At 68.4% G+C, this 18,764-nt stretch carries 18 protein-coding genes; 9 read left to right on the top strand and 9 right to left on the bottom strand.

Annotation, left to right across the window (positions count from 1 at the left end):
• The first annotated feature begins 239 nt into the window (after nucleotides 1-239).
• The gene (gene helR, locus ABZZ22_RS24850; RefSeq protein ID WP_354937467.1) at nucleotides 240-2,495 is read left to right on the top strand and encodes an RNA polymerase recycling motor ATPase HelR; all 2,256 of its coding nucleotides are present in this window, start codon (nucleotides 240-242) and stop codon (nucleotides 2,493-2,495) included.
• Nucleotides 2,496-2,499: 4 nt separating this feature from the next.
• On the opposite strand, the gene ABZZ22_RS24845 is transcribed toward helR, so the two are convergent.
• Nucleotides 2,500-2,790 (bottom strand): hypothetical protein, encoded by a 291-nt coding sequence (locus ABZZ22_RS24845; RefSeq protein WP_354937464.1) that lies wholly within the window; start codon nucleotides 2,788-2,790, stop codon nucleotides 2,500-2,502.
• Between the two features lie 113 nt (nucleotides 2,791-2,903).
• Between ABZZ22_RS24845 and ABZZ22_RS24840 the strand changes: the two genes are divergently transcribed.
• The gene (locus ABZZ22_RS24840) at nucleotides 2,904-3,848 is read left to right on the top strand and encodes a mechanosensitive ion channel family protein (protein ID WP_354937461.1); all 945 of its coding nucleotides are present in this window, start codon (nucleotides 2,904-2,906) and stop codon (nucleotides 3,846-3,848) included.
• Between the two features lie 65 nt (nucleotides 3,849-3,913).
• Here ABZZ22_RS24840 and ABZZ22_RS24835 read toward each other — a convergent pair whose 3' ends face one another.
• On the bottom strand, nucleotides 3,914-4,339 hold the full coding sequence (locus ABZZ22_RS24835; RefSeq protein WP_354937458.1) for an OsmC family peroxiredoxin: 426 nt from the start codon (nucleotides 4,337-4,339) through the stop codon (nucleotides 3,914-3,916).
• A gap of 87 nt (nucleotides 4,340-4,426) precedes the next feature.
• On the opposite strand from ABZZ22_RS24835, the gene ABZZ22_RS24830 reads away from it, so the two are divergent.
• The 4 genes from ABZZ22_RS24830 to ABZZ22_RS24815 all read left to right on the top strand — a co-directional run bounded on the left by ABZZ22_RS24830 (nucleotide 4,427) and on the right by ABZZ22_RS24815 (nucleotide 7,504).
• Nucleotides 4,427-4,798 carry a globin gene (locus ABZZ22_RS24830; protein ID WP_354937455.1) on the top strand — a complete coding sequence of 124 codons (372 nt, stop codon included), beginning with the start codon at nucleotides 4,427-4,429 and terminating at the stop codon, nucleotides 4,796-4,798.
• Nucleotides 4,795-6,153 carry a potassium transporter TrkG gene (locus ABZZ22_RS24825; RefSeq protein WP_354937452.1) on the top strand — a complete coding sequence of 453 codons (1,359 nt, stop codon included), beginning with the start codon at nucleotides 4,795-4,797 and terminating at the stop codon, nucleotides 6,151-6,153. Before ABZZ22_RS24830 ends, ABZZ22_RS24825 begins: the two co-directional genes overlap by 4 nt.
• Nucleotides 6,146-6,826 (top strand): TrkA family potassium uptake protein, encoded by a 681-nt coding sequence (locus ABZZ22_RS24820; protein WP_354937449.1) that lies wholly within the window; start codon nucleotides 6,146-6,148, stop codon nucleotides 6,824-6,826. The genes ABZZ22_RS24825 and ABZZ22_RS24820 overlap by 8 nt, the downstream gene beginning before the upstream one ends.
• Before the next feature lie 129 nt (nucleotides 6,827-6,955).
• Nucleotides 6,956-7,504, top strand: coding sequence for a hypothetical protein (locus ABZZ22_RS24815; RefSeq protein WP_354937447.1), 549 nt, complete (start codon nucleotides 6,956-6,958; stop codon nucleotides 7,502-7,504).
• Between the two features lie 6 nt (nucleotides 7,505-7,510).
• On the opposite strand, the gene ABZZ22_RS24810 is transcribed toward ABZZ22_RS24815, so the two are convergent.
• Nucleotides 7,511-8,341, bottom strand: coding sequence for a thioesterase family protein (locus ABZZ22_RS24810; RefSeq protein ID WP_354937445.1), 831 nt, complete (start codon nucleotides 8,339-8,341; stop codon nucleotides 7,511-7,513).
• Between the two features lie 136 nt (nucleotides 8,342-8,477).
• On the opposite strand from ABZZ22_RS24810, the gene ABZZ22_RS24805 reads away from it, so the two are divergent.
• On the top strand, nucleotides 8,478-9,692 hold the full coding sequence (locus tag ABZZ22_RS24805; protein ID WP_354937442.1) for an acetyl-CoA C-acetyltransferase: 1,215 nt from the start codon (nucleotides 8,478-8,480) through the stop codon (nucleotides 9,690-9,692).
• A 50-nt stretch (nucleotides 9,693-9,742) separates the two neighbouring features.
• Here ABZZ22_RS24805 and ABZZ22_RS24800 read toward each other — a convergent pair whose 3' ends face one another.
• From ABZZ22_RS24800 to ABZZ22_RS24780, 5 genes are all read right to left on the bottom strand, one after another.
• The gene (locus tag ABZZ22_RS24800) at nucleotides 9,743-10,156 is read right to left on the bottom strand and encodes a MarR family transcriptional regulator (RefSeq protein WP_354937439.1); all 414 of its coding nucleotides are present in this window, start codon (nucleotides 10,154-10,156) and stop codon (nucleotides 9,743-9,745) included.
• Nucleotides 10,157-10,161: 5 nt separating this feature from the next.
• Entirely contained in the window at nucleotides 10,162-11,997 is a 1,836-nt protein-coding gene (locus ABZZ22_RS24795; protein WP_354937436.1) for a DEAD/DEAH box helicase, read from the bottom strand.
• A gap of 110 nt (nucleotides 11,998-12,107) precedes the next feature.
• Complete coding sequence (locus ABZZ22_RS24790) at nucleotides 12,108-12,914, bottom strand: MOSC N-terminal beta barrel domain-containing protein (RefSeq protein WP_354937433.1); 807 nt, start codon at nucleotides 12,912-12,914, stop codon at nucleotides 12,108-12,110.
• 22 nt (nucleotides 12,915-12,936) lie between these two features.
• Nucleotides 12,937-14,760 carry a glutamine--fructose-6-phosphate transaminase (isomerizing) gene (glmS, locus tag ABZZ22_RS24785; protein WP_354937430.1) on the bottom strand — a complete coding sequence of 608 codons (1,824 nt, stop codon included), beginning with the start codon at nucleotides 14,758-14,760 and terminating at the stop codon, nucleotides 12,937-12,939.
• A gap of 26 nt (nucleotides 14,761-14,786) precedes the next feature.
• Nucleotides 14,787-15,050 carry a hypothetical protein gene (locus ABZZ22_RS24780; RefSeq protein WP_354937427.1) on the bottom strand — a complete coding sequence of 88 codons (264 nt, stop codon included), beginning with the start codon at nucleotides 15,048-15,050 and terminating at the stop codon, nucleotides 14,787-14,789.
• Nucleotides 15,051-15,584: 534 nt separating this feature from the next.
• Between ABZZ22_RS24780 and ABZZ22_RS24775 the strand changes: the two genes are divergently transcribed.
• Nucleotides 15,585-16,190, top strand: coding sequence for a YceI family protein (locus ABZZ22_RS24775; RefSeq protein ID WP_354937424.1), 606 nt, complete (start codon nucleotides 15,585-15,587; stop codon nucleotides 16,188-16,190).
• A gap of 80 nt (nucleotides 16,191-16,270) precedes the next feature.
• On the opposite strand, the gene ABZZ22_RS24770 is transcribed toward ABZZ22_RS24775, so the two are convergent.
• The gene (locus tag ABZZ22_RS24770) at nucleotides 16,271-16,735 is read right to left on the bottom strand and encodes a hypothetical protein (RefSeq protein WP_354937421.1); all 465 of its coding nucleotides are present in this window, start codon (nucleotides 16,733-16,735) and stop codon (nucleotides 16,271-16,273) included.
• A gap of 757 nt (nucleotides 16,736-17,492) precedes the next feature.
• On the opposite strand from ABZZ22_RS24770, the gene ABZZ22_RS24765 reads away from it, so the two are divergent.
• A partial coding sequence (locus tag ABZZ22_RS24765; RefSeq protein ID WP_354937418.1) for a DUF1343 domain-containing protein occupies nucleotides 17,493-18,764 on the top strand: 1,272 nt, incomplete at its 3' end.

Genomic DNA, 18,764 nt, shown 5'->3' with positions numbered 1-18,764 from the left:
CAACCTACGACTCGGCCACGCAGGAGTTCGTCATCGAGACGACTCGGGAGGATGCGTACAAGGACTACATCGGCAACGCCGCGGCCCACGGCGAGTCAAAACGCAGGAATGGAAGGGAGATCTCTCCCTTCCACTAACAACTTTATAGCGCACATAGGGGCTTGCCGCAAGACCCCCGGATTGGGGCAGAATCTCCTCCTCGAACAGGTAAAGTGCCTGATCAGACAGGGGATTCAACGTTGCAAGCATTCGATCTCGCGGGCCGTCACGACGCCAAGGCGGACCCGACACTGATCGCCGATGACGAGCAGCACTTCGTTGCCATCGGGCAGAGCCTCGAGGAGCAGATCGCTGAGCTGAACGAGCGGCTCGACGACGTACGCCGCCGCCCGGGTGGGCATGGGCAGGAGGCGATGGACCGCGATCTGGAGGTGCACCGGATCGGTGCGCAACTGAGGATGCTGCGCAGGTTCAGTCTGGACCTGTGCCTCGGACGGATCGTCACGGAGTCCGGCAGCACCATCTACATCGGGCGGCTGGGGCTGACCGCCACAGACGGACAGCGCCTGCTGGTCGACTGGCGCTCACCGGCGGCCGAGCCGTTCTTCGCGGCCACGCACGCCGACCCGCGCGGGCTGCTGAGCCGGCGTCGCTACCGCTGGACCAACGGGCGGATCACCGACTACTGGGACGAGGTCTTCACCGCCGAGGGGCTCGAGGGGCATGCCGCCCTCGATGACCAGTCGGCCTTCATCGCCACCCTCGGCAGCAGCCGCTCTCCGCGGATGCGCGACGTGCTCGGCACGATCCAGTCCGACCAGGACGCCATCATCCGCGCGTCCTCGCGAGGCGCTCTCGTCGTCGACGGCGGCCCGGGGACGGGCAAGACCGTGGTGGCGCTGCACCGCACGGCGTACCTCCTCTACTCCGACCCGCGCCTGGGCGAGGGCAAGGGCGGAGTGCTGTTCGTGGGCCCGCACGAGCCCTACCTCTCCTATGTCGCGGACGTGCTGCCGAGCCTGGGCGAAGAGGGCGTACGCACCACGACACTGCGCCGGATGGTGCCCGAGGGCGCCTCGCTGGCGCCGGAGACGGACAAGGAGGTGGCCCGGCTCAAGGCTGACGCCCGGATGGTCGCCGCGATCGAGCCGGCGGTGGCGCTCTACGAGAAGCCTCCCTCGAAGCCGACCCTCGTCGAGACGCCCTACGGCAACGCCGTGATCAGCACCGGCGACTGGGTCGAGGCGATCGCCGCGGCCGAGCCGGGTATGCCGCACAACGACGCCCGCGACCAAGTCTGGGACGCGCTGCTGAAGATCGTGACCGGACGGATCCAGGAGAGCAGCGGCAGCGACCCCGATCGCGACCACGACGCAGATGTCGACGCCTGGGCCGAGGACGACTGGGACAGTGCCGGGCAGGAGGACGAGTTCGATGCGTACGGCCTCGTCGACGAGGATGCGACCGACGCCCTCCGGGCCTCGCTGGAGACCAACGCCGGACTGCTCGAGGTCTTCGGCCAGGTCTGGCCGCGGCTGCGTCCGGCCGACATCGTCGGGGACCTGTGGGAGGTGCCGGCCTTCCTGCGGCTGTGCGCGCCCTGGCTCACTCCCGAGGAGGTGACGACGCTGCAGCGTGATCCGGTTGTCCAGGCTGGGCAGGCCTGGACCGAGGCGGACCTCCCGCTGCTCGACGCCGCCCACCGTCGCCTCGGCGACCCCGACGCCTCGCGGCGCCGCAGCGCCAGGAAGGCGGCCGCGGCCGCCGACCGGAAGGCGAAGGCCGAGGTCGTCTCCGACCTGATCAGCCACGACGACTCCGACATGAAGGTGATGTCGATGCTGCGTGGCCAAGACCTGCGCACAGCGCTCCTCGACGACTCGGTGCGGGAACCGGACGAGCTCGACCCGTACGCCGGCCCGTTCGCGCACATCGTCGTCGACGAGGCCCAGGAGCTGACCGACGCAGAGTGGCAGATGCTGATCAACCGCTGCCCCTCGCGCAGCTTCACGATCGTCGGCGACCGGGCCCAGGCCCGGCACGGGTTCACCGAGTCGTGGCGGGAGCGTCTCGAGCGGGTCGGTCTGGACCGGATCGAGATGGCCGGCCTGAGCGTCAACTACCGCACGCCGGAGGAGGTGATGGCCGAGGCCGAGCCGGTCATCCGGGCCGCGCTTCCCGACGCCAACGTGCCCACGTCGGTACGCGCCGCCGGCATCCCGGTCGTCCACGGCCCCGTCGCGGAACTCGACGAGATCTTGGACACCTGGCTCGCCGAGCACGACGAAGGCATCGCCTGCGTCATAGCAGCCGGCTCATCGGACCTGAACGGAGGTCGGGTACGCCGCTTGAGCCCCGAGCACGCCAAGGGGCTCGAGTTCGATCTGGTCGTCCTCATCGATCCGGAGACGTACGGAACCGGGATCGAGGGGGCGGTGGACCGCTACGTCGCGATGACGCGGGCGACCCAGCAGTTGGTGATCCTGGCGAGCTGACCGCTCAGTGCGTCGTGGCGGGGAGGTTGTCGTCGTCGCCCTTGTGGGGCTTGGGCAGCAACCCCTCGCCGCGGAGCACGCCGGGCAGGAGCACCACGAGGGAGATGACCACCGTCAGGATGACCGGGATGAGCAGGATGAGCAGGAGCAGACCGGAGGCGGTCATCTCCTCGGCGACCGGCCACCCGTCGGGGACTGCGGCGCCAGCGGGACCGGCGGTAGCAACAGAGGCGACGACAGCGGCGGTGGCGGAGGCGCCGAAGAGGCCGGCGCGGCGCAGGATCTGGTTGCTCACGCGCAGATACTAACCGGCGTACGCACCGGTCCTCGTCAACGCCCCTCGTCCGGCCGGGGTCGCCGCCGCCTGGGATTGGCCGCGGACCTTGAACGGGTTGGATACTGGAACTCATGTCCATTCCCCCGAACCCCCCACTGGTCTCGGTCTCCTGGTCGACTCTCGGCGAATGGGTGATCGGCATCCCCCTTCGTATCGCCGGCCTGATCCTGCTGGCGATCGTGCTCCGCTGGGTGCTTCACCGGGTCATCGACAAGGTCGTCGTCCGCGCCGTCGAGACGCCCGGTCTCACCGGCAAGCTCACCAGGTCGGCCGAGGCGAGCGAGACCACCGTCGCCTCGTCCCGCCGCAGCCAGCGCGCCCAGGCGATCGGCTCGCTGTTCAAGAGCATCATCACCGGCGTCCTGGTCGCGATCTTCACCACCATGATCATGTCCGAGCTCGGGGTCAACATCGCCCCGATCATCGCCTCGGCCGGAATCGTCGGCCTGGCGCTCGGTTTCGGCGCCCAGTCGCTGGTGCGGGACTACCTGTCCGGCATCTTCATGATCATCGAGGATCAGTACGGCGTGGGTGACAGCATCGAGGTCAACAACATCATCGGCACGGTCGAGGCCGTGACGCTGCGGATCACCCGGCTGCGGTCGCTCGACGGCACGGTCTGGTACGTCCCCAACGGCGAGATCCTCACCGTCGGCAACCACAGCCAGAACTGGGCCCGTGCCGTCATCGACGTCGGGGTCGGCTACAACGAGGACCTCATCAAGGTGCAGCGCGTGCTTCGCGAGGTATCCCGCGACCTCTGGATCGACGAGGAGTTCAAGGGCCAGATCATCGAGGAGCCCGAGGTCACCGGCGTCGAGGCGCTGGCCGCCGACTCGATCACGGTGCGGGTGCTCATCAAGACGCTGCCCCTCAAGCAGTGGGCGATCGCGCGCGAGATGCGCCAGCGGATCAAGGCCCGCCTCGACTACGAGGGCATCGAGATCCCGTTCCCGCAGCGGGTCGTCTGGCACCGCGAGGAGAAGGCCGCCGAGGAGCAGCCGGCCAAGGCCTGACGTATGCCGCCGGCGGTCGAGCTTGTCGAGACCCGATGGTCTCGACAAGCTCGGCCTACACGGGATCAGGCGAGGGCGGCGTCGAGGGTGATCGTGGTGCCGGTGAGGGCCTGGCTGACCGGGCAGCCGGCCTTGGCTGCCTCGGCGAGGCTGACGAAGGTCTCGTTGTCGAGCCCCTCGACCACGCCGCGGGTGGTCAGCTTGATGCCGGTGATGCCCTTGCCGGGGGTGAACTCGACGTCCGCGCTGGTCTGCAGGCTGGTCGCCGGGGTGCCGTTGTCGGCCAGGCCCTTGGAGAAGGCCATCGAGAAGCAGGAGGAGTGGGCGGCGGCGATGAGCTCCTCGGGGCTGGTCTTGCCGCCGGGCTCCTCCGAGCGGGCCGGCCAGGAGACGTCGTAGGTCCCCAGGCCTGAGGAATCCAGCGTCACCTTCCCGGCACCCTCGAAGAGCGTGCCCTCCCAGACGGTGGTGGCAGTGCGGGTGGTGGCCATCGTTTATCTCCCAAAGATCGAGTGTGTGCGTACGCCTCCGATCCTGCCACGGGCGGCGAACGCGGACCCGCGTGGAAGAATGGCTCAGTGACGTTTTATGAGGAGATCGGCGGGATGGAGACCATCCGCACGATCGTGGCCAAGTTCTACGAGGGCGTGGCGACCGACGAGCTGATGCGGCCGATGTATCCGGAGGAGGATCTCGGTCCGGCCCAGGAGCGACTGACCCTCTTCCTGGCTCAGTACTGGGGCGGCCCGACGACCTACTCCGAGCAGCGCGGTCACCCGCGGCTGCGGATGCGCCACGCCCCGTTCGAGGTCACCTCGGAGGCTCGTGACCGCTGGCTCCAGCACTTCCGCGAGGGCCTCGATGCCGCCGGGCTGACGCCGGAGCAGGACGCGCAGTTCTGGGCCTACGCCGAACATGCCGCCAACTTCATGATCAACACCCCCGGGTGAGCCTCCTGCCGCGCCGAGCGCGCCGCGGCAAGGGACTGCTCCGTCACCCGACCCAGATCGTGGCGGTCGGGTTCGCGGCGATGATCCTGATCGGCACGCTTCTGCTGATGCTTCCGGTGGCTCGCACCGAGCCGGGCCATGCGCCTTTCCTGACGGCCCTGTTCACCGCGACCAGCGCCGTCTGCGTCACCGGTCTGGTCGTGGTCGACACCCCGACCTACTGGTCGACCTTCGGCGAGGTCACCATCCTCGGGTTGATCCAGGTCGGCGGGATCGGGATCATGACCCTCGCCTCGATGCTGGCGCTGATCGTCTTCCGCCGGCTCGGGCTGCGGTTCCGCCTCACCGCCGCTGTGGAGCACACCAGCCCCGGCCTCGGTGACGTACGCAGCGTCATCAAGGGGGTCGTCGGCATCAGCCTGCTCATCGAGCTGATCATCGCGATCCCGCTGACGCTGCGGTTCTGGCTGGGCTACGGCGCCACCTTGGAACGGGCGGCCTACGACGGCGTCTTCCACTCGATCTCCGCCTTCAACAACGCCGGCTTCGCGCTGCGGTCGGACTCCCTGATGGGGTACGTCACCGACCCCTGGATCTGCCTGCCGATCGTCGTCGCGGTGATCGCCGGAGGCCTCGGGTTCCCGGTATGGCTGGAGCTGCTGCAGCGTACGAAGGTGCGAATGTGGAGCCTGCACACGAAGATGACCGTCTCAGGCACCATCGGACTGCTGATCATCGGCTCGCTGTTCTTCATCGCGGTCGAGTGGGGGAACCCCGACACCCTGGGCGCGCTGGACACGCCGGAGAAGCTGCTGGCCGGCTTCTTCCAGAGCACCATGACGCGTACGGCCGGGTTCAACAGCCTCGACTACGAGCAGATGCACGAAGGCACACTGCTCGGCGTAGACGTGCTGATGCTCATCGGCGGAGGTTCGGCAGGCACGGCGGGCGGCCTCAAGATCACCACCTTCATGCTGCTCTTCTTCGTCATCCTCGCCGAGGTTCGCGGCCAGCGCGAGGTCGAGGCGTTCGACCGGCGCATCGACCCGCGGGCCATCCGTCAGGCCCTCACGGTCGCGCTGCTCTCGGTCGGCTTCGTGGTCACCGGCACCATCGCGCTGCTGCATCTGGTCGACGCGCCCACTCATCGGGTGCTCTTCGAGGCCGTCTCGGCCTTCGCCACGGTGGGATTGTCGACCAACCTCACCTACGACGTCCCCCCGGGCGGTCAGCTGATCCTGATCGCGATGATGTTCATCGGCAGGATCGGCCCCATCACCCTCGTCTCCGCCTTGGCGCTCCGCGACCGCGAGCGTCTGCACCGCTTCCCGGAAGGACGGCCTCTCATTGGCTAGGAACAGACTGGACAAGAACGGCACCACCCGCGGCGGCGTCGCCGTGCTCGGCCTCGGCCGGTTCGGCAGCGCGCTCGCCCTAGAGCTCGTCGAGGAGGGCGAGGAGGTGCTCGCCGCCGACCTGAGCCCTCGGGCGGTGCAGGAGCACGCCGGCCGGCTGACCCACGTGGTCGAGGCCGACACCACCAGCGAGGACGCGATGCGGGGGCTCGGTCTCGGCGAGTTCGGCACCGTGGTCGTGAGCATCGGCACCGACATCGAGGCGAGCATCCTCACCGCGTCGGTCGCGATCCATCTCGGCGTACGCAACGTCTGGGCCAAGGCGATCAGCGATCCCCATGCCCGGATCCTCGCCCAGATCGGGGTGCACAACGTCGTCCGCCCCGAGCACGACATGGGTCAACGCGTCGCCCACCTCGTCCGCGGACGGATGCTCGACTACATCGAGTTCGACGACGGGTACGTCTTCGTGAAGACCCGGCCGCCGGCCCTGCTGCACAACCGCAGCCTCACCGGCGTCGGCGTGCGCAAGACCTACGGCGTCACCGTCGTCGGGGTGAAGCCGGCCGGCGGCACGTTCACCTACACGAGCGCGGAGACCGTCATCCGCCCCGACGACCACATCATCGTCTCCGGGCCCCAGGACAAGGTCGAGGCCTTCGCCCGGCTCTAGGTCAAGCCGGGCTGACCCGGGCCAGGAAACGCTGACAAAGGTCCCGCTACTCGACAACCGACGAAAGCACTGGGAGGCTACTGGCCTCAAGCAGAACATTATGTGGACCAGAGCGCTCTCGGAGGACGCATGCGGGCAATTCAGGGGGCCATCGCCGGAGTCGGGCTAGCCCTCGTCGCCGTCATCGCGGTGGCACTGCTCATCGGCAACCCGGGTTCGATGGGGTCGGACCCGGCGGGCCAGCAGTCGAAGCAGGCGGCCGGGCCGCCGAGCCGGTTCGGCGACGGGCCGACCGGTCCCGCCGAGCCCGTCGACGCTGCCGAAGACACCTCGGTGGGCACCCTGCCCCCTCCTCCCGACGCCTCGCGCGGAACTCAGCTCATCTCTCGTGACCTGCTCGCGCCGCCCGACGCCGCGCCTGGCTCACGGCAGGCCCGGACCCCTGCCGACGGCAAGACGCTGGCAGCGCGGAAGGCTCCTCCGGCGAAGAAGCCCGATGCCTCTGGCCCGGTCCCGGCGTTTCCCGACGACTTCACGTTCACCCGTGACGGCTGGGAGTGGGAAGCATGGGACGGCACGGATGCTCACGCCGACGATCGCGACGACTGCCGACGTGACCGCCGCTACGACCGCCAGCAGGACTGTGACGATCAAGACTGGAGCGGCTGGCGCGACTGAGGTCCGCTACAGCACGCTCTCGACGGCCGCACGCACCTCCGGGCTGGGCTCGACGGACTTACCGGACTCCAGGTCGTAGAAGACCAGCGTGACCTGCCCGCGGGCGAGCCGGACGTCGCCGTCCGCGATCTCGGACTCGATCGTCATCGACTTGGTGCCCAGCCGGGAGACGTAGCTCCACACGTCGTACGGCTCCGAGCGGGCGAGGACCGGAGCGTGGTAGCTGACGTCGGTCTGGGCGACCACGACGGAGGGCCAGTCCTTGAGCTCGTTGTGCGACCTGAGCCGCTTCATCAGCGCCAGCCGCGACTCCTGGAAGTACTCGAAGTACTTCACGTTGTTCACGTGCCCGTAGGCGTCGACGTCGGAGAAGCGGACGAAGAGCGGAAAGTGCCCCTCCTGCAGTCGCTTCGGCTCACCCAGTGCGAGCGGCTTCGACGGCGTCTCCTCGAGGTAGGGCTCGAGGTTGGCCTTCTCCTCCGGCCTGAGCCGGCGCGGCGACTCGGTGGTGAAGACGTACGGCGCCAGGACCGTGGTCGCCCGAAGGAAGACCTTGCGGGTGCCGTCGGGCTGGTCCCGGAAGATCTCGTAGGCCATCGTGAAGCTCGCCGCGCGGATCTCGGTCACCCAAGACTCGACGTAGACCGGCTTGAAATCGAAGAGCAACGGGGCAACATAGGTGACCTGATGGCTGACCACGACGACACCCTCGGCCAGACCCTGGGTCTGCGGGCTCCGGGCGTGCGTGCGCAGCATGTCCACGCGCGCCTCTTGGAGGTAGTCGACGTAGACGACGTTGTTGACGTGGCCGAGCATGTCGAGGTCGGCCCAACGCATGGGGCATTCATAGAGATGGCGCACGGGGTCGATCCTTCCAGACGATCTTGGGCACTGGGCCTGGTCACCCAGCACAGTCCGGGCGAGTATGGTGTCGAGCACAGTCCTACCTACTCACCAGTAACCGGGAGTCTTCATGCCTGAGGCAGTCATCGTCGCCGCCGCCCGCACTCCGATCGGGCGAGCCAACAAAGGATCGCTGAAGGACTTCCGTCCCGACGATCTCGCCGCGCTCATCACCAAGGAAGCGGTCGGAAAGGTCGAGGGTCTCGACCCCAACGACATCGACGACCTGCTGCTCGGCTGCGGCCTCCCCGGCGGCGAGTCCGGCAACAACATGGGCCGCGTCGTCTCCGTGCTCAACGGCTGGGACAAGGTGCCCGGCGCGACCATCACCCGCTACTGCTCCTCCTCGGTGCAGACCTCGCGGATGGCGCTGCACGCGATCAAGGCCGGCGAGGCCGACATCATCGTCTCGGCCGGTGTCGAGACCGTCTCCCGCTTCGTCAAGGGCACCTCCGACCACCTGCCCGACACCGTCAACCACCTCTTCGACGACGCCCAGTCGCGGACCACCGCGACCGCCGCGTCCAACGAGAAGTGGCACGACCCGCGCGAGGACGGCCTGCTGCCCGACGTCTACATCGCGATGGGCCACACCGCGGAGAACCTCGCCACCTCGCGCGGCATCTCGCGCCAAGAGATGGACGAGTTCGGCGTACGCTCCCAGAACCTCGCCGAGAAGGCCATCGCCGACGGCTTCTGGGCCCGCGAGATCACCCCGGTGACCACCCCTGACGGCACGGTCGTCTCGGCCGACGACGGCCCCCGCGCCGGCGTGACGCTGGAGGCCATCTCCGGTCTCAAGCCGGTCTTCCGCGAGGACGGCACCGTCACCGCCGGCAACTGCTGCGCTCTCAACGACGGCGCCGCCGCGGTCGTGGTCATGTCCGACACCAAGGCCGCCGAGCTCGGCGTCACCCCGCTGGCCCGGATCGTGTCCACCGGCGTCTCCGGCCTCTCCCCCGAGATCATGGGCCTCGGCCCGGTCGAGGCGACCAAGAACGCGCTCAAGTACGCCGGCATGTCGATCGGCGACATCGACCTGGTCGAGATCAACGAGGCCTTCGCGGCCCAGGTGATCCCCTCCTACCAGGACCTCGGCATCGACATCGACCGCCTCAACATCAACGGCGGCGCCATCGCCGTCGGTCACCCCTTCGGCATGACCGGCGCTCGCCTGCAGAACACCATGCTCAACAGCCTCGACTGGCACGACAAGACCACGGGTCTGATCACCATGTGCGTCGGCGGCGGCCAGGGCATGGCGATGATCCTCGAGCGCATCTGACACTCCCTCGACTCGGCGCGTCTGTCCCGGACAGGCGCGCCGAGTCGGCGTCAGCGCATCTCGATGCCGGGGCGGTCGCAGATGAGGTAGTCCGAGACGGCGTTCATCACACGCCCCAGGGCCGCGAAGTCCTCTTCGCTGACCAGATCGACGAGATATTCGCGTACGCCGCTGACGTGGACCGGGGCAGCCTTCCGCAGCACGTCGAAGCCGCGGTCGCTGAGGGCAGCGACGACACCGCGGCCGTCGTCGGTCGAGTTGCGGCGTTCGACGAGCCCGGACCGCTCCATCCGGGTGATCGTGTGGGTGATCCGGGAGCGTGAGTGAGCCAGCGAGTCGGCGAGCTGGGCCATCCGCATGGCGCCGTCGTTCTCGGAGAGTCGCACGAGGATCTCGTACTCGGAGAGCGAGATGTCGAAGCCGGCGCGCAGATCGGCGTCCAGGCGGTCGTCGAGCAGGGTCATCCCCATCATGAGAGCACGCCAAGAGCAGCAGCGCTCTTGGCGGAGGACTTGCCGTAGCGGGGTGCGCTCTTCTCGAAGCGGCCGCCCGAGCGTCGCACGGGGCCGCCGCCGGAGTCCTCGGAAAGCTCGATGAGCTTGCCGGAGATGCGGGTCGACTCGAGCGCCTTCCAGGTCTCGGGCGCCAGGTCCGCAGGGAGCTCGACGAGCGAGAAGTCGTTGCGAATGGAGATGTTGCCGAAGTCGGCACGGCGCAGGCCGCCTTCGTTGGCGATGGCGCCGACGATCTGGCGCGGCTCGACACGGTGACGCTTGCCCACCTGGATCTTGTACGTCGCCAGCGGCTGTCCGGTCTGACGCGACGTCCCCGTCTCGCGCCGGGGCCCACGGTCGCCACCACGGTCATCGCGGTCGCGACGACCGCGGCGGTCGTCGTAGGCGGGCTTCGCCGGCTCCGGGTCGAGGAGCAGCGGCTCCTCGCCGTGGAGCACGGCGGCCAGAGCCGCGGCGACGTCGACCTCGGGAACGTCGTGCTCCTCGACGTAGTGGCGCACCACGTCGCGGAAGAACTCGATGCGCTCGGCTTCCTGGAGCGCGGCCGTGATGCCGTCGTCGAAGCGCGAGAGGCGGGTCGCGTTGACCTCGTCGACCGAGGGCAGCTGCATCTGCGTCGGCTGAGCCTTGGTGTGCTTCTCGATCGCACGAAGCAGCCACCGCTCTCGCGGGGTGACGAACGAGATCGCGTCGCCGGTGCGGCCCGCGCGGCCGGTGCGGCCGATGCGGTGGACGTACGCCTCGACATCCGTCGGCAGGTCGTAGTTGACCACGTGCGAGATCCGCTCGACGTCGAGGCCACGGGCCGCGACGTCGGTCGCGACCAGGATGTCCAGCGAGCCGTCCTTGAGCTGGTTGACGGTCTTCTCACGCTGGTTCTGAGCGATGTCACCGTTGATCGCGGTGGCCAGGAACCCTCGCGCGCGGAGCTTCTCGGCCAGCGACTCGGTCTCGGACTTGGTGCGCGTGAAGACGATCATGCCCTCGAAGTTCTCGACCTCGAGGATGCGGGTCAGCGCATCGACCTTCTGGGGGTAGGACACCATCAGGTAGCGCTGGGTGATGTTCGTGGCGGTCTGGGTCTTCGCCTTGACCGAGATCTCCTTCGCGTCGCGAAGGTACTTCTTCGACAGCCGACGGATCTGCGCCGGCATGGTCGCGGAGAAGAGCGCGACCTGCTTGTCCTCGGGCGTCTCGGCGAGGATCGTCTCGACGTCCTCGGCGAAGCCCATGTTGAGCATCTCGTCGGCCTCGTCGAGCACCAGGAAACGCAGCTGGGACAGGTCCAACGTGCCCTTCTCGAGGTGGTCCATGATCCGGCCGGGCGTGCCGACGACGACGTGGACGCCGCGACGGAGCGCGGTCAGCTGCGGGCCGTAGCCCTGGCCGCCGTAGACCGGCAGGATGCGTACGCCGTCGAGGTTGGACGCGTAACGCTCGAACGCCTCGCACACCTGCAGGGCCAGCTCACGCGTCGGCGCGAGCACCAGCGCCTGGGGCGCGTTCTGGTGGATGTCGAGGTTGGAGAGCACCGGCAGCGCGAACGCGGCTGTCTTACCGGTGCCGGTCTGCGCGAGACCGACGACGTCACGCCCCTCGAGCAGCGAGGGGATGGTCGCGGCCTGGATGGCGCTGGGCGTCTCGTAGCCGAGAGCCTTCACCGCGCCGAGGACGCTGGCGGAGAGACCGAGTGAGTCGAACGTCGGTCCCTGGTCGGCCTCCAGGCTCGGCGCGCTCGGCTTCTCGGGCGCGGGAGTGGTGGATACGGCAGATTCAGGGTCGGTGCTCACCCTCCAACGGTAGGCCCATATAGCACGTTATATGCATTTCTCGGCGCGGTGGGCCCCGTCACTTGCCCGACCACTTGCCTGTCCACTTGCCCGACCCGGCCCGGTCTCGGTCAGGAGACGATGACCTCGTCACCGACTGCGATCTCACCGGGGTTGTCGACGACGAGATGCACCGCCGCCCAGACCTTGCCGTTCCGCTTGCGATGGGCTGCGAGCGTACGCAGCGGGTCCTTACCCTTCTCCAGGGTCTGGGGATCGATCGTGGTCATGACGCAGCGGGAGACCGGTGTGACCATCCGGAGGCGGACCGACCCGATCGTGATCTCGCTCCAGCCGTCCTCCGCGAAAGCCTCCTCCGCCCCCTCGACGACGAGGCTCGGCCGGAACCGCTCGACGGTGATGGTCTCCGGGCTCCAGCTGTCGATCGCGGCGACCGAGGCGTCGGTGATCAGTGAGACCGGCGAATCGTCCTGGAAGGTGGCGTGGTCCGAGATGCCGAAGCCGTCCTTGGCGTCGAGCGTCCGCTGCAACGGGTCGTGGCACCACACCAGCGACACGTCGTCGCGATCGAGCACGCGGCGCAGCCACGCGTCGACCTCCGGGCCGGCCGGGCGGGCGCGCATCTTCACCTTTTTGAACATGACGATGTCGCGTACGCCCTCGGTCGGGCACGCCACCTCGATCGCCGCGTGCTCGGGCGCACTCAGCCGTAGATCGGCGCTGCCGCCCGTCGCCGGGGTGTCGGCCACGATGCGGAAGAGCTCGCGGATCTCCCGCGCGGAGACTAGCTCCCCGTCACCGTCGACGATCATCCACTCACGGTCGCCGACCAGACCGGCCCTCCCGACGTACGCCGCCCGCACCGGACGGATCGCCGTCGACTTCACCGGATGGATGTTGATGCCACGAAGCCGCATGGCCGAACCCTAGGGGGCCACGTCACTCCACCGTGACCGATTTAGCGAGGTTCCGGGGCTTGTCGACGTCGTGGCCGAGGGCCTTGGCAGCGTGGAAGGCGATCAGCTGGAGCGGGATGGTCATCAGGATCGGGTCGAGCTCGACCTCGTTCTTCGGTACGTCGACGCGCAGCGCGTCGAGCTCGCCGAGGTCGACGTCGGGGTGGGTGACGACGACCAGTGGCCCGCGGCGGGCGCTGATCTCGTGCAGGGCCGCGACGTTGCGGTCGGTCAGCTCGTCCTGAGGGACGATCGCGACGGTCGGCACGGACTCGGAGATCAGCGCGAGCGGGCCGTGCTTGAGCTCGGAGGTCTGGTACGCCTCCGCGTGCCGGTAGGAGATCTCTTTCAGCTTCTGGGCGCCCTCGCGAGCGACCGGGTAGCCGCGTACGCGACCGACGAAGAACATCGACTCGGCCTCGGCCAGGCGCGCGGCGATCTCCTCGAGGTGCGACTCGCTCTTGAGGATCTCCTCGATCTGGGTCGGCAGCGCCTGCAGGCCGGCGATGAGCCGCTTCCCGTCGGCGATCGAGAGGTCGCGTACGCGGCCGAGCTGGAGCGCCAGCAGCGAGAACGCGACGTACATGTTGGTGAGCGCCTTGGTCGAGGCGACCGCGATCTCGGGGCCCGCGTGGAGGTAGATGCCGCCGTCGACCGCGCGCGCGATCGCGGAGCCGACGACATTGACGACGCCCAGGACTCGGCCGCCCTTGCGCCTGATCTCCTGGACGGCGAGCAGGGTGTCGATCGTCTCGCCGGACTGGGAGACGGCGACGTAGAGGGTGTCGGGCTCGATGATCGGGTTCCGGTAGCGGAACTCCGACGCCGCCTCGGCGTCGGCGGGGACCCGGGCCAGCTCCTCGATCAGGCCGGCGCCCATCTGGCCGACGTAGTAGGCGGACCCGCAGCCGAGGATCTTCACCCGACGGATGGCGCGGAGCTCACGCGGGTCGAGGTTGAGGCCGCCGAGGTGGGCGGTGCCGAACCGCTCGTCGAGGCGGCCGCGCAACGCCCGCTCGACGCTCGAGGGCTGCTCGTGGATCTCGGTGAACATCCGCGGCTCGTCGGCGAGCTCGCCGTACTCGTAGGCCGACGGGTCCACGTCGACCTCGCGCGCCGTCGTGGTCGTCGTCGTCAGGTCCTGACGGAAGGTCGTGAACCCGGTCGCGGTGACGGTCGCGAGCTCACCGTCGTCGAGGTGGGCGACGGTGGTGGTGTGGCGTACGACCGCGGCCAGGTCCGAGGCGACGTACATCTCCCCGTCGCCGACGCCGACGATCAACGGCGAGCCGTTGCGGGCCACGACCATGCGGTCGGGGAAGTCGGCGTGCACGACGGCGAGACCCCAGGTGCCCTCGACCTGGGAGAGCGCGTCGACGACCTTGGCCTCCAGATTGTCCGCGGTCGACGAGGCGATGAGGTGGGCGAAGACCTCGGTGTCGGTGTCGCTGGCCAGCTCGACACCCGCCTCGGTGAGCCGCTCACGCAACGAGGCGGCGTTGTCGACGATCCCGTTGTGGACGACGGCCACTCGGCCATCGGCGGAGACGTGCGGGTGGGCGTTGACGTCGTTGGCCGGGCCGTGGGTCGCCCACCGGGTGTGGCCGATGCCGACCTTGCCGGCGAACCGCTTCGGCAGCGCATCGACCAGGTCGCGTACGCGACCGGCCTTCTTCACCACCTGCAGCCTGCTGCCCAGCACGGCGACGCCCGCCGAGTCATAGCCGCGGTGCTCCAACCGGGCGAGCCCCTCGGTGAGCAGGCCGGCCGCCTGCTGAGGCCCGATGTAGCCGACGATTCCGCACATGTGTCCCGTCCAATCTATCCGTCGTTCTATCCGTAGATGAGCCGTCGCAGCTGCCGTTCGGTCAACTGCGGCGCGGCGACGACCCGCGACCGAAGCTCCTCGGCGAGCAGCGCGAAGATCGCGTCGTTCTTGGCGCCGTAGGTCTTCAGCTGCGCATGCCGGCGGCGTACGTAGGCCTCGACCGGTTCGTCGAAGTACGCCACCACGTCCTCGATGACCCGGGCCGCCTCCGTCGGTGGAAGCCCGGTCGTGGCAACCAGGTGGTCGATCAGCGCTTGCTCGGCCTTCACGCCACCCACTGTGAGCCACCTGCGGATCAGTTCCAAATTTCTGCCCGATTTCGGGCAGGAACTGCCGTTTATAGCCGTTGTGGGGCGCAACGCGTAGACACCACTGCTCTCCGATGGCCCCAGTGGGGCACGGCACTCCATCTGAGTGGCTACTTGGACATACAGGTGGGGGTGCGGTACCTTAGGTGAACACAAGGTGAACAGGAGGTGTCTGATGAAAGGAAATAACGTGACCGGCAAGCTCGAGCTCCGTTGGCTCCCCGTCGTCGACCGCCGCGGCCGGAAGCACATGGAGGCCCGCTGGGTCGAAGTCAGTGCGCCCGTGGCCAATCGTCACGCTGCCTGACAACCGCTCAACGCCTACGAGGCCCGCTCCCGACGAGGGAGCGGGCCTCGCGCGTTTAGGGATAGCGTTGTCACTGCAACCAATTTTCCGCGGTCGTCGAGAAAGCCCACGAGAGCGGGAACATTGGGCAAGGTCGTTCAGTTATGATGATTGCAGATTCAACCAATTCTTCCAGGAGCACACCCGCCATGGGCATTTTCAGCAAGAAGGACGCGGCCCCCGCCGAGACCGAGTTCGACACCCCGACCGCCGCCATCGAGGACATCTCGGGTGACTACACCCTCGACGTCGCCCACACCCGCCTGGGCTTCTCGGCGCGCCACGCGATGGTGACCACCGTCCGGGGCTCGTTCAAGGACTTCGAGGGCACCGCGACGATCGACACCGCCGAGCCGACCAAGTCCAAGGTCTCGCTCAAGATCAAGGCTGCCTCCATCGACACCGGCAACGCCGACCGCGACGGTCATCTGCTCTCGGGCGACTTCTTCGAGAACGAGACGCACCCCGACATCACCTTCGACTCGACCGCGGTCGGGTTCGACGGCGAGACCTGGAACGTCACCGGCGACCTGACCATCAAGGGCACCACCAAGTCGGTCACCGTCCCCTTCGAGCAGACCGGCTCCGCCAAGGACCCGTTCGGCAACACCCGCGTCGGTTTCGAGGGTGCCGTCGCGATCAACCGCACCGACTGGGGCCTCTCCTTCAACGCGGCTCTCGAGACCGGCGGCGTGCTCGTCTCCGAGAAGATCAAGCTCGAGTTCGACATCTCCGCGATCAAGAACGAGATCTGAGCCCGAGTCGATCTGACTGACTCACGTCGGGGCCACCGGGAATCTCCCGGTGGCCCCGACGCATGTCACGCGCGCATCGCTCAGGGCGCGCCCTGGACGTAGTAGTGCTTCTCCGCCCCGATGCGACCGACGCCGACGATGTCCGCCGACGAGGAGTCACCGGTCACTCCCCCGACGAAGCCGACCGGCTCCGTGTCGAGACCGACGCCGCGACCGCCGCCGAGCGGCGAGCCGGTGCCCAGACCGTGGTCGACCGGAGACTCGACGTGCGCGCGGCCGCTGACCACCACCGTCGTTCCGTCTGTCGTGACCGTCAGGGCCGCGTCGTTCCCGACTGCCGCCCCCGAGATCGTCAACGGACCCACCGGACCACGGTCCGGAGCCTTGATCGGCTCCGCCGCGGCCAGCGATGTGGCCCGGCCGTCAGCTTCTCCGACAGGGTGCGCGTCGGCGCAGGCGATCCCCGCGCCGGCGACCATGAAGCCACCGGCCAGGAGGGTCACCACCACCGACCGCCGAAGCCCCCCGAGGATCTTCGAGCTCATTGCGTTCTCCTGAGTTGAGTCACGCGGCCTGGGCCGCAGGGCTCCGAGTTCCTCCGTACGGAGGAACTCGGACGTTGCAGGACAGCGGGACCCCGTCAGCGCCCGTTCCCCGGCGCCCGAGCGCACCGGGGATCGCGAGAGACGCGGACGGGGTCCCGCCGAGCGGAGCGAGCGCGTTCCTGGTCACGCTCATAGCCCCACCCATCGGACCGGGCGGATCGGCGGCCTTTGTCGACTCGCCGGCCTCACGCCCGGTGGTAGATCCATCCGAACGACGCCCCCCGGCGTCCTGCCGCTCGCATGGATCCGTTGCTCGTCGCGCACACGTTCGGCCACCGCCGCGGCCCGGCGTACACCGTGGCCTCGACTGCTCGTCGAGGCCGCTACAGCCTCATTGCCCAACATGGACGCTCCCGAGTTTTGGTCCGGATCAGACCCTTCCGTACTTGTTACGTGCCTCCACGCAGTGATGTTGCAGTTCCTCGAAGAAATCCGAAAAACTCTGCCACCGACGTCGCATCAGGGGCGTTTGCGGACCTTTACGCCCGGGCCCGCCAACGCGGCCGACCCCACCGCCGAGCCGGCGCAAATATCGCGCCGAACCATGCCGAGTCGGCGCAAATGTCCCGGAGAACACCGGTAGTCGGCGCAAATGTCTCGTGACAGAGCTCTCATCGACCTGGGCGAATCACCTGCCGACGCACGCGGCCGGGACTAGCCTGCAAGGTGATCCTCACACCCGGCACAGGAGTCCCCCATGAACACAGAAGTTCCCCGGTTCGACCGACGCCGCCTGCTCGGTGCTACCGCTGTCGGCGCCGCCGCAGCTCCCTTTCTCACCGGTCCAACGGGTGCATCCGGCAACCCCGCCTCACCGGTCGGCCCCGGCCGGGTGGTCACCACGGGCGCCGACCGCGCGGCCGCAGATGGCTGGTCGACGCTGTCCGGCGAGCGGGTGGGCATCATCACCAACCCCACCGGCGTGCTCCGCAACCTGCGCAACATCGTCGACGAGATGCACGAGTCCGGCTCCGTGCAGATCGCCGGCGTCTTCGGCCCCGAGCACGGCTTCCGTGGCACGGCGCAGGCCGGCGGGTCGGAGGGCACCTTCGTCGACGAGCGCACCGGGCTGACCGTCTACGACTCCTACGGAGCCAACGTCGCGAAGATGACCGAGCTGTTCCGGGTCTCCGACGTCGAGACCGTCGTCTTCGACATCCAGGACGTCGGCTCCCGGTTCTACACCTACATCTGGACGATGTGGACGGCGATGCAGGCAGCCGTGGCGACCGACAAGCGCTTCGTGGTCCTCGACCGGCCCAACCCCGTGGGCGGGACCGCTCGCGGCCCGATGATGACCGCGGCGTACACCTCGGGCGTCGGCGCGCGTGAGATCGTCCAGCAGCACGGGATGTCGGTCGGTGAGCTCGCCCGGTTCTTCGACGGCGAGTTCCTCGAGACGCACGCAGGCGGGCGCCTGAGCCAGCTCGACATCGTGCAGGTCTCCGGCTGGAAGCGAAAGACGCTGTTCGCCGACACCGGGCTCGACTTCGTCCTGCCGAGCCCCAACATGCCCACGTCCGACACTGCGCTGGCCTACCCCGGCACCTGCATGTTCGAGGGCACCAACCTCTCCGAGGGCCGCGGCACCACCAAGCCGTTCGAGCTGATCGGGGCGCCGTTCGTCGACCACCGCTGGGCCGCGGCTCTGGAGGAGGCCGGGCTTCCCGGCGTCACCTTCCGGGAGGCCTACTTCAACCCGTCGATCAGCAAGCACGCCGGCAAGGTCTGCGGCGGGGTGCAGGTCACCATCCAGGACCACGACCGCTTCGACCCGGTCCGCGCCGGCGTCGAGATGCTGGTCACCGCGAAGGCGCTCTATCCCGAGTTCGCCTGGCGCCAGGACTCGTGGGACACCGTCCGCCCGTTCTGGATGCGTCGGTCCGGAGACGGGGGAGAAGCCGAGGTCGTCAGTCAACGACTGGGTGGTGGGTTCGGTCATGAGCAGTCGGCCTGCGTCTTGGCTCCC

It is taken from the genome of Nocardioides sp. NPDC006273, from assembly GCF_040613495.1.
Lineage (GTDB): Bacteria > Actinomycetota > Actinomycetes > Propionibacteriales > Nocardioidaceae > Nocardioides.
The sequence above is the reverse complement of the archived record's forward strand: the minus strand, read 5'-3'. Positions and strand labels throughout refer to the sequence as shown.

What these genes read in the sequence shown, in the direction of transcription:
- ABZZ22_RS24770 (WP_354937421.1), bottom strand. Translation starts at nt 16,735, where the DNA reads ATGAGCTCGAAGATCCTCGGGGGGCTTCGGCGGTCGGTGGTGGTGACC.
- ABZZ22_RS24775 (WP_354937424.1), top strand. Translation starts at nt 15,585, where the DNA reads ATGGGCATTTTCAGCAAGAAGGACGCGGCCCCCGCCGAGACCGAGTTC.
- ABZZ22_RS24790 (WP_354937433.1), bottom strand. Translation starts at nt 12,914, where the DNA reads ATGCGGCTTCGTGGCATCAACATCCATCCGGTGAAGTCGACGGCGATC.
- ABZZ22_RS24810 (WP_354937445.1), bottom strand. Translation starts at nt 8,341, where the DNA reads ATGCGTTGGGCCGACCTCGACATGCTCGGCCACGTCAACAACGTCGTC.
- ABZZ22_RS24835 (WP_354937458.1), bottom strand. Translation starts at nt 4,339, where the DNA reads ATGGCCACCACCCGCACTGCCACCACCGTCTGGGAGGGCACGCTCTTC.
- ABZZ22_RS24805 (WP_354937442.1), top strand. Translation starts at nt 8,478, where the DNA reads ATGCCTGAGGCAGTCATCGTCGCCGCCGCCCGCACTCCGATCGGGCGA.
- ABZZ22_RS24840 (WP_354937461.1), top strand. Translation starts at nt 2,904, where the DNA reads ATGTCCATTCCCCCGAACCCCCCACTGGTCTCGGTCTCCTGGTCGACT.
- ABZZ22_RS24800 (WP_354937439.1), bottom strand. Translation starts at nt 10,156, where the DNA reads ATGACCCTGCTCGACGACCGCCTGGACGCCGATCTGCGCGCCGGCTTC.
- glmS (WP_354937430.1), bottom strand. Translation starts at nt 14,760, where the DNA reads ATGTGCGGAATCGTCGGCTACATCGGGCCTCAGCAGGCGGCCGGCCTG.
- ABZZ22_RS24815 (WP_354937447.1), top strand. Translation starts at nt 6,956, where the DNA reads ATGCGGGCAATTCAGGGGGCCATCGCCGGAGTCGGGCTAGCCCTCGTC.